Here is a 13106-nt window from a genome sequence, read left to right on the forward strand (position 1 = left end):
TACTGGATAGCTATTTTTATACTCGCTGCTGTGTAGTGATGACTTTATCAGGATAATCCGTAATCCAACCTACCACAGCATGGTGCGGATTCGTTAAGAACGGTTCATTACCATCAATGGCATAAAAACGACAGGCTTTGCCGCTTGTAACGCATGCCTCTAAATATCTTGGCTTGTAGTACCGTTTATGCATATGAACAGTATCAGCCGCTTTGTAATCAGCTAACAAATCCCATTTTAATTTTTTCGTGGCTATAAGAGCAGTTTCAAATTCTGGCCTATGTTTTTTCACCATTTCCAGTAATTCATAATGGAATGATGAGAAGTGGCTTCCTGTTGGTAATGAGAGCCCTTGAAGAAAATCTTTTAGCCCATTTTGATTGTCTAGAATGGTTGATTTTAATTCAATATTTAAAGGGAGCTTATTTGTTTTAGCCCATGCTAAAACTGCATCAAATGCTGGCATTTTAGCCGATGAAAAAAGACGCCTCCAAGGCTTTCCGAGTTTAAAACGCAATAACTCTTCCATCGTACAATCACTCACCAGTTTATTGATACCTACTAATCTTGACAATTGTGGATCATGGTACACAATTGGACATCCCTCTTTTGAAAATTGAATGTCTAACTCAATGCCATCAGCCCCCAACTCCAATGCCTTTTCGAAAGCTTTAAAGGTATTTTCAAGCGCATAGGCCGAAGCCCCTCGATGTGCAAACACTGGAATATAGGACGAATTAGACATTTAACTCACCAAACTCTAGCAGAAATTTCCCATTGGTCATTTTGCTTAATAAAGATGATTTTTTACCAATTTGAATATATGTTCCCGGATGCGCTTCCTTTGTGACAATAATCTCTTCTTTTCCAATATGACGCATTTCGTCCATTATCAGTTTAATTTCACGATCTAATGTAACAGCTTCTGCCTTTAATTTTGTTAAAGCCTGCTTGGTCTCTTCGAAAGACGCGGTTTGTTCTTTAGACATTTGATTGAGGAATGGTAATAAGCTTTTCATTTTGGACTCATGAGCTGCAATTTCTGATTGTAACTCTTTAAGCTGAACAGCTTTTTCCTGCATCATCGAATTATTCTCTTGTTTATTGACACTTTCAATAATCAAATCCGTTCGACGTTCCAATCGGTTACCTGATATGGCAGTGACAATCGTATTTTTAGCTACGGCACGTCCTCCAATAATTTTACCTTTTCGTTCGTCCACGAAAATAGAATGAGCAGAAAGTTGTGAACCTAATGCATAGAAGCCTATATGGATACTATCCGCCGCAAATAAATTTGCTTCGTTAACATGTTTGACAAAAATATTGCCACCCGCTTCCACAACTGTTGAGCCTAGACCAAAAATGCCACCGCGAATATAAACATCGCCTTCAATGGATTTAATTAGTTTGGCACCGCTTACACCTTCAGCACCATCAATAGAAATATCGCCAGTTGCAATAACCGTATAGCCATTTGTTACTGTTCCTTTAATACTAAGAGAACCATTAAATTCTAGATTTCCTGTTTCAACACCCACATCACCGTTAATAGGTAGGTGTCTGTTTACACCAATCATACCTTTCACATCATCTAGAACACCAGCAATTTTCGAGCGGATCACAATTTTCCCGTCCTCTTCCACTTCATATGCTGATTTTGTATCATATCGAATAGGAAAATCTCGTCCTGGTGCGGCAGCCACTACCTCACCTAGCACATTTTTCCCTGGTTTACCTAATGTAGCAGGAATCTTTTCACCTAGCCATGAGCCTTCTGAAATTTCTGAGATAAAATTCATATCAAAGTAATCCGCTTTTCCATCATCACGAATAACCGGTTTTCGCTCCGGTTTAGGTAAGTATGTAATTTGTGCATCCGTGCCTGCTATAGGTGGTTGCCCCTGTGCAATTAAAAATGCTTTTCCTGGTTCAGCCTTCGAAATATCAAAATCTAATATTCCATGCACTATTTCATTTTCCGCAAGTGTTTCTTGTACTTGCTGTGTTAGCTTTTCTTTATGATTTGCCATATATTCGTTTGTTTCATAGATAAAAATAGAGGCTGACATTTTATCACGGGCAATTTCAGCTTCTATATTTGGAAGCCAGCGTCCAATTTCTACTGGACTTGTGTTTTGAGTTGACAGCACATTTTTTAAAATTGAAAAATTAGATAATTTAAGTCGCGGATGACTACGTAGTATGCTATCAAATTCTTTTAATGGAAATCCGGCACTAAAAGTAAGCATAAATACCTTGCCATTCTCTTCAGAAATTTCGAAGTTTTCATTTCGAACTAGAATCAAGCTACCTCCTCCTTCCCTCTATATGTAAGTATATACAATCCACTTACATTTGTTTAGAGACCATTGTCACTAACGAGAAAGAAAATAGTACTACTTAATCATTAAAACATCCAACTATTTTTTATTTCCCATAAATATAAATAGGCGTATAATACTAAAAAAATGTTTATCATTTAAGTTTCTTAATAAAATTACCCTTAAATAGAAGGTTATTCTATTAGGATAATTTGAACAAACAGTATTCCTACTCTATATATTATAGGATAGGATCGTCATAAAAATTAAATAATAAAGGTTCTTTAGAACTATAAAATTATCGGATATTAAGGCTCTTTATTCAAGATAGCTCTTTATATTTCCAATTTGAAAGGTCGCACCAAGCTGTCCCAATTCCTCCTTACTCATATATTGCATACTTATTTTACCGTCTAATACGAGTCGGACTTCAAATAAATGTTCCTCTAGTTGTGTAATTTCTAATGAGTCCATTCCATCTAATTGAAAGTTGACACTTTTCATTTTGATCACCTGCTTCTAATTTTATTACCATGCAGTACTCGATTTCATCAGTATCATCGCTCATAAGATAATAGATACCCATCAAAAAAATACGCCTTTCTAAACAGTGGTCACACTGTCTAAAAATGGCGTTATAAAAACTCGAGGTATAATTGCTATATCAGTTTTTCTATCGTTTATTGCTAAAAATTTTAAGTTTAGCTAGCCATCATGTCGATGCGGATTTTGTCTGCAATCATAGCAATGAATTCACTATTTGTCGGCTTGGATTTCAAGTGATGCACCGTGTAGCCAAACATCGACGAAATGGATTCATAATTACCACGATTCCATGCAACTTCGATAGCATGACGAATTGCGCGTTCAACGCGTGATGGTGTCGTATTGAATTTTTTCGCGATTTCTGGATATAAAATCTTTGTCACAGATCCTAATAATTCAATATCCTCAAATACCATTTGAATGGCTTCACGCAAATAGGAATACCCTTTAATATGTGCAGGTACACCGATTTCTTTAATGATAGCTGTAATCGTGCTGTCTAATTGATGCTGATTTAATTTTTGAGGGACGGTAGGTTGTAAAACGCTTGTCTTTTTAGGAAGTGTCGCCTTCTGTCCAGCACAATGTAAAATCTTCTGCACTAATTGATCAAATTCAAATGGCTTTAGCATGAAATAAGATGCCCCTAGATCTACAGCCTGCTTCATGACATCTTCTTGGCCAAAAGCAGTTAACATAATTACTTGGACTGATGACATTTTCTCATTTTGATACATCGATTCTAAAACAGCTAAACCGTCAAGATGAGGCATGATTATATCTAGAAGTAAAACATCAGGTGTAAATTCCTCAAGCATTTGTAGACAAACTTTCCCGTTTGAAGCCGTAGCAATAATTTCTATTTCGGCATGCCCCTGGAAATATTGCTCCATTGTTTTTAATAACTCACGATTATCATCTGCAATCGCTACTTTTACCTTTGTCATTTTAATTCCTCCTTCTGGACTTGCTTTGAACACTCCAAAGCGTTAACCTAACCCCTAAATGCCGTTTTTGGCACACTGTGGAATTTTCGACATTTTTGTTTAAAAACCTTTTTCATTTCCAAAAATGAGTATGTAGTCCGATACTTTCTTTTAATATCGACAAGTTGTGCTAAATATTGGCAAACTGTCGAAACACTCTTATTACCTATTTTAGATAAAAAAATAAGATAAAACTACAGTTTTTTTAAATATCATGACTCCTTTCGGTTATTATTAGAAATACTTGTTGAATTCAAAGTGTTTTTAACATAAAGATAAAAACCCGCAAGTTTCCAGCGGGCACCTGTTCTGCCTGCGGAAAATGCGGATTTTTACCAAATGCCATCCCACTTTTTAAGAAGACTTTCTTAACATTTCAGCTACTGTTAGAGCTGCTCCCTTTTTCGGCTCCTCCACAAACATATGTGTTACAGCACCGACAAATCGACCGTCTTGAATGATAGGACTGCCACTCATTCCTTGCAAAATTCCACCAGTTTTTTCAATGAGCTTTTCGTCAGAAACTATAAATTCAAGTCGTTCATTTTCAACTTTTGTTATTTCAATGGAAAAAGTTTCGACTTTTCGGCCTTCAATGGCTGTATATATTTCCGCTTTCCCCGTTTTTATATCTTTTTCATGCATAATTTCAATCGCTTTGGGTAATCTTTGTGGATAGCCTTCTTCCCAACGGCCAAAAATTCCATAAACAGTATTTTTATCTATACTACCCAGTCGTTCCTGATGTTTTTCAATGGAGGAAATTTTGTAACCTGGTTGGCCAGGCGTACTTTTACGGATTTGTTGAATTGAAGCTAAAAAAATGGAGCCAGCTCTAAATACAGGGGCCTCTTGTAGGGTTGAATCAACAATTTGATGACCTAGTGCACCATAGTTTTTTGTCTCTGGATCAATATAAGTCAGTGTTCCTACTCCATCTGTTTCATCTTTTAAGAAGGATATGATATGCTCTGCTTCTTGATTTTGTAATTCGAGTGTAACTTGTTTTCCGTCATTATTGATCGTCCATTTCTGTTGGCCTTCTTTAGCCATAGCTTGTTTGGCGTCTGCCAGCGATTTTACAGGTATATCATTAATTTTTTCAATCACTGCGCCACCTTTCATCCACTGATTGGAAGCTAACAGTACATCATGCGCTACGAACACATGTGATAATTGAAGTTGGATTCCAATGGCTTCACCCATCGGTATAAGCTTTTTGGCGGCTAAAGCTTGTATAGGCATCACTAACAAAAAGATGAGCATAGGCAAAATGACTAATTGACGCCAACGACGATTCATACGACACCTCCTTTTCATTTTTGTCTTTTTACTATGTGTTGTTGTGGCGTTCTTATAAGCGGTAAATATTTGTGCAAAAAGAAAAAAACCAGAAACAGGTTTAACTGTTTCTGGTATATGGTTAACGCATTTGTTTTTTACGCTCTTCTGCCATTGTTAATAACTCCGTTGCATGCTGTAGTGTTAAAGCCGTAATTTCTGTTCCAGACATCATACGGCTGACTTCTTCAATTCGTGCCTTTTGATCAATTTCTGATAAAGACGTAAATGTTCGATCATGCTCGACTTCTTTCTTAATGAAGTAATGATGATCAGCCATCGCAGCTACTTGAGGTAAATGTGAAATACATAGCACTTGAGAATTAATGGATACCGCAGCAATTTTTTCTGCAATGGCTTGTGCCACTCTTCCACTAACTCCTGTGTCCACTTCATCAAAAATGATGGATGTGATACCATTAGAAGAAGAGAAAATAGTTTTCAGCGCCAGCATCATTCGTGATAATTCTCCTCCCGAGGCAATTTTCGGTAAGGACTTTGGCGGTTCTCCAACATTGGTAGAAATATAAAAAATAATTTGATCTTTTCCATTTGCATCGAAATATGGTAATTCTTCAAAATTGACAATAAATTTAGCTTTTTCCATATGTAATTCCCGTAACTCTGCCATAATGGCTTCACTTAACTGTTGGGCAGCAGCTTTACGCACAATTGAAAGTTCTGTAGCAAGCTCATTAAGAACCGATTCCATTTCAAGCACTCTTCGTTCTTTCACCTGCAAAATTTCATCGCGATTTAGCAGTTCATTTAACTCTATTTTTATTTTTTCAAAATACGCTAAAATGTCCTCCACAGTCGAACCATATTTGCGTTTTAAATTTTGGAATAGTGCTAATCGTTGTTCTACCTCATTTAAACGCGCTGGATCAAACTCCAATTCATCTAATACATTTTTGACCTGATAAGCCGCATCTTGTAGCGCATAAAAAGCCGATGTCACTGCCTCAGAAGCTTCTTTAAATTGCTCGTCAACTGTTGCTGCATCATCCAAAGCACCCATTGCATTCCCAATCCAATCAAGACCTTTTGATTCTCCCTGAATGGCCTCATAGGCAGCACTAGAACGTTCAAAAATTTTATTATAATTCATGAGACGACGGCGTTCATCAAGAAGTTCATCTTCCTCACCTAGCCTTAAATTGGCTTCTTCTAGCTCTTTTATTTGGAATTGATACAAATCAATGCGTTGTGCCATTAATTGTTCATCGATGGAAATCGAGGCTAAGTCCTTTTTCAGCAATCGATATTCTTCATATTGTTCGCTGTATGTTTTTTGAATAGGTAGCAGCTGCTCTTCTGCAAACTGGTCGAGTAAATTGATATGCTGTTTTTCATCCATCAGCTCTTGGTTTTCATGTTGGCCATGAATATCAATGAGACTCCCACCAATTTCTCTCAGTACTGATAATGGCACAAGTTTACCATTTACACGGCAAATACTTTTCCCAGAATCATTTAAATCACGACGTAAAATAACTGTCTCTTCTTCAATCTCAATGCCTGCTTCTTCTAATTTTTTCAGCACAGGATGCGTGGAATTCGAAATTTGAAATAAGCCACCTAATTCAGCCTTTCTTGCCCCATGACGAATAAATTCAGTATTTCCCCGTCCACCAGCAAGTAAATGAACAGCATCAATGATAATAGATTTACCAGCACCAGTTTCCCCCGTTAGTACAGTCAAACCTTCTGAAAAACTCACAGTCAAATCCTCAATGATAGCAAAGTTTCGAATACTAAGCTCTCTTAACACAAATTGTCACCTCTGAATCCATTTCCCCATTTTTTAAAGCATGTCTAGTAAGCGATTTTTAGTATTTTCCCGCTCATTTTCATTTCGACAAATAATTAAAATGGTATCGTCTCCAGAAATTGTACCTAAAATTTCTGGCCAATCTAAATGGTCTAGTAAGGATGCAATCGCATTCGCATTACCTGGAAGAGCTTTCATCACTAAAAAATGCGATGCTCCATCAATGCTTATAAAGGCATCCGCTAATGCGCGATGTAATTTTTGCACTGGGTTAAATCGTTGATCAGCGGGCAAGCTATACTTATAGCGACCGTCCTGTAATGGTACTTTCACCAAATGTAGTTCTTTAATATCTCTTGATACCGTAGCTTGTGTCACATTATAGCCTGCATCTTTTAGGAAATCGACTAAATCATCTTGTGTTTCAATTTCATGATTCGCAATAATATCCCGAATTCGTATATGTCTTTGTCCTTTATTCATCGTAGCCACCTCTAATAAATAATTAAATATGTGTATAATCACACTACCATTTTCAACAAAAAAGCACAAGAAAAAACACGGCTCTATAAGCGAGCACGTGTTATTTTAAAGAATTATGCGCTTCTTCAACGAGTGCATTAAAAGCTGTATATGCAGGAATGTCTTCTTCTCCAATAGGATTCACTAAATGGAATAAAAATTCAATATTTCCTTCCCCACCTGTTATCGGGGAATAAGAAGCATCCTTTACAACAAATCCAATTTCTGTGGCCATTGCCGCTGTTTTTTCTAATACTTCGAGATGGACTTTTTTATCACGAACGATACCTTTTTTTCCAACTTTATCTTTTCCCGCCTCAAACTGCGGTTTCACCAATGCCATCACATCGCCACCTGGTAGCAATACTGTTTTTAACACCGGTAAAATTAATGATAAAGAAATAAAACTAACATCTATTGTAGCAAAATCAGGTAATCCTTCAGATAAATCTGCTGCCGTAGTATAACGGAAATTAGTTTTTTCCATGACGGTAACACGTTCATCTGACCGAATTTTCCACGCTAATTGATTGGATCCGACATCCAGTGCATAGCCATGTCTTGCGCCATGTTGCAATGCACAATCTGTAAACCCACCTGTAGAGGAGCCAATGTCAAGCATTAGCTTCCCTTCTACAGACATATCAAAAATTTGTAGGGCCTTTTCTAGCTTCAGACCACCACGACTAACATATTTTAAATCGGAACCTTTTACTTGTAGAGGCGCATCGATAGCAATTTTTTCTCCTGCTTTATCGATTCGTATTTCATTTGAAAAAACAAGTCCCGCCATAATGGAACGTTTTGCTTTTTCTCTTGTTTCACATAATCCACGCTCTACAAGTAAAATATCCACTCGTTCTTTTGGTTGTTTTGTCATTATTTATTTAAACCTACTTGCTGTTTTTGTTGAAGTAATACTTGCATACGTGCTGCTGCATCCTCTGCTGTCATATGAATTTCTTCGAGCAGTTGATCAACGTTACCATGTTCGATATATTGATCTGGAATACCCATTCGATCAACAATTGCATTGAGATAGCCGTGGTCGTGAGCAAATTCTAATACTCCGCTACCAAATCCGCCTTTTAGGACAGCTTCTTCGATGGTTAATATCGGTTTATGATTGGATAAAATTCGGTGTAGCATATCCTCATCCATTGGTTTGATAAAGCGTGCATTGACCACCTCGATATCAATCCCTTGCTGCGCTAACATATCTGCTGCTTGCATGGCCATCGGAATCGTTGTGCCAAATGTCAAAATGGAACCATCTTTTCCTTCTCGTAAAACTTCCCAGCTACCAATTGGTAATGCGACAAGCTCATCATCTAGTGGAACGCCAATCCCATTACCACGTGGGTAACGTAGTGCAATTGGACCACCATCGTACTCAATAGCTGTTTTAACCATATGTTGCCCTTCATTTTCATCCTTAGGCATCATAATCGTCATATTTGGAATATGACGTAGGAAAGCGATATCAAATACGCCCTGATGCGTTTCACCATCTGCCCCAACTAAACCAGCACGATCAATACCGATAAAGACATTTAAATTAGGACGCGCAATATCATGCAACACTTGGTCATAAGCACGTTGTAGGAATGTTGAATAAATCGCTAAAAACGGCTTCATATTTTGTGTAGCTAAACCCGCTGCCATTGTTGCTGCATGTTGCTCGGCAATCCCCACATCGAAGAAACGATTTGGAAAGTCTTGTTGAATACCCTGTAATTTTGACCCGACAGGCATAGCAGGTGTGATCGTCACGACTCGCTCATCTTCATGAGCAATTTTACGAACAGTTTCTGCAATTAAACTACTCCATGCTGGTCCTTTAGTCTCTGACTTCACAAAGGCACCATTTTCAATTTTATAAGGACCTGTTCCATGCCAATTACCGATCGTATCGTCTTCAGCAGGTTTATAGCCCTTTCCTTTTTTCGTAATTACGTGAACAAGGACTGGCCCCTTCACTTTTTTTGCATGGGATAATGTCATTTCCAATGCTTCAAAATCATGACCATCAATAGGACCAAGATATTTAAAGCCTAATTCCTCAAAAAAGACACCTGACACCACTAAATATTTTAAACTGTCCTTAAGTCGTTCCGCGGTAGAAGCAAGCTTCCCACCTAATACCGGAATTTTATTAATAAGTGATTCTAGCTCTTCTTTGGCTTTTGAATACTCCTTGGCAGTACGCAAACGACCTAAAACACTGTGAAGCGCACCAACGTTTGGAGCAATGGACATTTCATTATCATTTAGGATAACAATCATATTCGTTTTCGCATGACCGATATGATTTAACGCTTCAAGCGCCATACCGCCAGTTAAAGCGCCATCCCCAATAATAGGAATTACATAGTTATGTTCTTTTTTAATATCACGTGCTGCTGCCATACCCATGGCTGCTGATAAGGAAGTCGAGCTATGACCTGTTTCCCATTCATCATGTTCACTCTCCACGCGCTTTGGAAATCCACAAAGCCCTTTGAACTGACGTAGTGTGTCAAATTGACTCGCACGACCTGTTAAAATTTTATGCACGTAAGCTTGGTGGCCAACATCCCACAAAAACTTATCTTTTGGACTGTCAAACATTTTATGCAACATGATCGTAAGCTCGACTACTCCTAAATTCGGGCCGATATGTCCACCTGTGACAGAACATTTTTCGATTAAGAAGGTACGAATTTCTTGCGCTACCTGCTCAAGCTCCTTCTTATTTAAGTTTTTTAAAAAGGATGGACTAGTTATTTTATTTAAATCCACCTTTCTCACACACCTTTTCAATAAAATATTCACCGCATTTGTTTTCACTATTATAGCAGTGTTATCAATATGCTAAAAGTACGAGCACTTCATTGTTTACAATTTGTAAACGTTCCCACCTATTCTAGCATATTCTTTTCCTTCAATGCCTTGATTTTCTCTCAGTTTTTACGATGAACAATATATGCCGCAAAGTCTCGTAATAAGCTAGCATCTATTGGTAATTGATCGAGTGCATTAATAGCATGTTGATAATGCTCAGCAAGCTTTTCTTTCGCTCCATTTAGCGTTAAAAGTGCTGGGTAAGTACTCTTATCACTAGCTACATCTTTCCCAGCCGTTTTTCCTAGTTCCTCTGTTGTTCCTTCGATATCTAAAATATCGTCTTGGATTTGGAAAGCTAGGCCGATGTGATGGGCATATTCCTTCAATGTAGCACGGTCTTGTTTAGATGCGTCTGCTAATACGGCTCCCGCTTCAATACTAAATCTTAATAAAGCACCGGTTTTATTAACATGGACTTGCTCCAGTTCAGTTAAATCAAGCTGACGCTGCTCACCTTCCATATCCAGTACTTGACCACCAACCATGCCCTCAGCACCTGCGGCAACGCTTAACAATTGAACAAGCTCGATCCGCTTTTCAGCCGTTACTTCCATACGGGCTAAAATACCAAACGCCAATGTGTTTAATGCATCTCCCGCCAGTGTTGCAAGTGCTTCTCCATAAACTTTGTGGTTTGTTGGCTTGCCTCTTCTAAAATCATCATTATCCATGCTTGGTAAGTCATCATGGATTAACGAATACGTATGAATGATTTCAATGACAGATCCTACAATTAAACCATCCTGTAATTTTTTTTGATAAAGCTCCAGGACAGCTAATACAAAAAGTGGTCGAATGCGTTTACCGCCTGCCTTTAATGAATATAGCATGGAGTCCTTTAAATCTACTGGAGCATCAATTTTTGAAACAAGTGCAAACATCGTTTCTTCGATTTGTGGTATGTTGCTTTCGATAAAGTACTTTAATGGCTCATTCATTTCCTAATTCTCTCCCTTTAGTGGATCAAATGCTGTTGTTTCACCTGTCTCTTGGACAATAGATACTAGCTGCTCTTCAGCATGCTGCAGTTTACTATGGCAAAACTTTGATAGCTCCATTCCTTGCTTGTATAAATCAATCGCATTTTCCAATGGTACATCGCCTTGTTCTAGCTGGCGAACTATTTCTTCCAATGCCGTCATAGCTTCTACGAAAGTTTGTTGTTTTTCTGTCACAACGATTCCCCCTCATTCTTTGGCAAAATATCCTTCACTTCAGCCACAACCTTCCCATCATGGAAAGTCAATGTCAGATGATCCTGCTTCTGCACGTCAGTGGATGATTTAATCATCTGTTGATCTTTATAAGCGACTGTAAATCCTCTTGTTAAAATGGATAATGGATTTAATGCTTCTAATGTTCGAATAGTTGCCTCAAATTGTTGTTGCTGCTTCGCTACATAATACGTTGTAGCACGTGTTAATTGTTGCATGCGCGCTTCTAGCTCCCGTTGATGGAAGGCAAGTGCTTTTTTTGGTGAATGTTGTGCCACCGTACTATGTAATTGCTGAAGCTGAGCACTTTTCTTCATCAAATCTACTTGCATGGCTGTTTGCAATCCTGACTCGAGCTGTGCCAATCTTTCAGTAAACGGTCGATATAGTCTTTCTGGCATTGACAGTGGATAAGACTGTTGGAGCTTATTAAGACGCTGTCGTTCAGCCATAAGTTGCGACCTAACCATTTGATGAATTTGAGATTTTTGGGAAAGTACCCGTTGGAATAGCTCCGCTTGATCTGGGACTGCCATCTCAGCGGCCGCTGTTGGTGTAGGTGCACGTAAATCAGAAACATAATCGGCAATTGTCGTATCTGTTTCATGACCAACTGCGCTAATAATAGGAATTCTACTGTCAAAAATAGCTCTCGCCACTATTTCTTCATTGAATGCCCATAAATCCTCGATCGAGCCTCCCCCGCGTCCAACAATCAACACTTGACAAGTTGCCTCTTGATTGGCACGTTGAATGTTTTGTACAATATTTGGTGCCGCCTGTGCTCCTTGTACAAGTGTAGGGTAAATCAGAATTTCAGCTAGAGGGTAACGTCTCTTTAAAGTCGTACAAATATCTCGAATCGCTGCTCCTGTCGTTGATGTTAGCACACCTATTTTTTCAGGAAACTTTGGAATCGATTGTTTCCATTCTAATTTAAAAAGCCCTTCTTTTTGTAATTGCTCTTTTAATTGATTAAAGGCAACAAATAGACTACCTATACCATCCGGTTGCATTTCTTGGACATATAGCTGATAAGTCCCGTAGCCTTCGTAAACGTTTACATCACCACGGATAAATACTTGCATACCTTCTTTTGGTTCAAATGCTAATTTCGTGGCAGCCGTTTTAAACATCGTGGCAGCAATTCTTGCCCCATCATCCTTTAATGTAAAGTAAATATGGCCAGATTGATGAATTTTTACATTTGATAGCTCACCTTTCACATACACTTCGCGTAGGTGAGGGTCCGCATCGAATTTTCGTTTAATATATTTTGTTAATGCTTTTACAGTTAAATAAGAAGCAGAGGACATGTTTTCGGCTCCTTTACTAAGATCAAGTTTTTTACAAAAACTACACCTATCATAACATTTTTTACTGGTGTTGACGCGTTTAAATGCAGTTTCGCTAGAAAAAATGCCTGTCTTTTTTCTATCAAAAAATAACTATAACATATTCCAACACGTTCTAACTAATAGAAATTGACTATTCAATGAATAACAAAACAAGG

12 protein-coding genes are annotated in these 13106 nt (G+C 38.1%); all 12 read right to left on the reverse strand.

The window, feature by feature from the left end:
• Window positions 1-16 precede the first annotated feature (16 nt).
• The gene (locus AC1Q6O_RS20655; protein WP_492402092.1) at window positions 17-745 is read right to left on the reverse strand and encodes a glycerophosphodiester phosphodiesterase; all 729 of its coding nucleotides are present in this window, start codon (window positions 743-745) and stop codon (window positions 17-19) included.
• The gene (locus AC1Q6O_RS20660) at window positions 738-2309 is read right to left on the reverse strand and encodes a flagellar assembly protein A (protein WP_008179917.1); all 1572 of its coding nucleotides are present in this window, start codon (window positions 2307-2309) and stop codon (window positions 738-740) included. Before AC1Q6O_RS20660 ends, AC1Q6O_RS20655 begins: the two co-directional genes overlap by 8 nt.
• A gap of 333 nt (window positions 2310-2642) precedes the next feature.
• Complete coding sequence (locus AC1Q6O_RS20665) at window positions 2643-2828, reverse strand: hypothetical protein (protein WP_008179914.1); 186 nt, start codon at window positions 2826-2828, stop codon at window positions 2643-2645.
• Window positions 2829-3025: 197 nt separating this feature from the next.
• Window positions 3026-3817 (reverse strand): sporulation transcription factor Spo0A, encoded by a 792-nt coding sequence (gene spo0A / locus AC1Q6O_RS20670; RefSeq protein ID WP_008179911.1) that lies wholly within the window; start codon window positions 3815-3817, stop codon window positions 3026-3028.
• A gap of 393 nt (window positions 3818-4210) precedes the next feature.
• A complete protein-coding gene (locus tag AC1Q6O_RS20675; protein ID WP_008179909.1) occupies window positions 4211-5158 on the reverse strand; it encodes a SpoIVB peptidase S55 domain-containing protein in 948 nt (315 codons plus the stop codon).
• Between the two features lie 121 nt (window positions 5159-5279).
• Window positions 5280-6971, reverse strand: a complete 1692-nt coding sequence (gene recN, locus AC1Q6O_RS20680) for a DNA repair protein RecN (RefSeq protein ID WP_008179907.1) — start codon at window positions 6969-6971, stop codon at window positions 5280-5282.
• A gap of 33 nt (window positions 6972-7004) precedes the next feature.
• Window positions 7005-7454, reverse strand: a complete 450-nt coding sequence (gene ahrC, locus AC1Q6O_RS20685) for a transcriptional regulator AhrC/ArgR (RefSeq protein ID WP_008179906.1) — start codon at window positions 7452-7454, stop codon at window positions 7005-7007.
• Between the two features lie 100 nt (window positions 7455-7554).
• Window positions 7555-8373 carry a TlyA family RNA methyltransferase gene (locus tag AC1Q6O_RS20690; protein ID WP_008179905.1) on the reverse strand — a complete coding sequence of 273 codons (819 nt, stop codon included), beginning with the start codon at window positions 8371-8373 and terminating at the stop codon, window positions 7555-7557.
• A complete protein-coding gene (dxs, locus tag AC1Q6O_RS20695) occupies window positions 8373-10274 on the reverse strand; it encodes a 1-deoxy-D-xylulose-5-phosphate synthase (protein ID WP_043990667.1) in 1902 nt (633 codons plus the stop codon). Before dxs ends, AC1Q6O_RS20690 begins: the two co-directional genes overlap by 1 nt.
• A 161-nt stretch (window positions 10275-10435) precedes the next feature.
• Window positions 10436-11317: a polyprenyl synthetase family protein gene (locus AC1Q6O_RS20700; protein ID WP_089986071.1), complete on the reverse strand. Its 882-nt coding sequence runs from the start codon at window positions 11315-11317 to the stop codon at window positions 10436-10438.
• A gap of 3 nt (window positions 11318-11320) precedes the next feature.
• Entirely contained in the window at window positions 11321-11554 is a 234-nt protein-coding gene (gene xseB, locus AC1Q6O_RS20705) for an exodeoxyribonuclease VII small subunit (RefSeq protein WP_492402097.1), read from the reverse strand.
• Complete coding sequence (xseA, locus tag AC1Q6O_RS20710) at window positions 11551-12909, reverse strand: exodeoxyribonuclease VII large subunit (RefSeq protein ID WP_089986072.1); 1359 nt, start codon at window positions 12907-12909, stop codon at window positions 11551-11553. Before xseA ends, xseB begins: the two co-directional genes overlap by 4 nt.
• Window positions 12910-13106 lie beyond the last annotated feature (197 nt).

It is taken from the genome of Lysinibacillus sp. GW823-FHT06C08 (assembly GCF_058795135.1).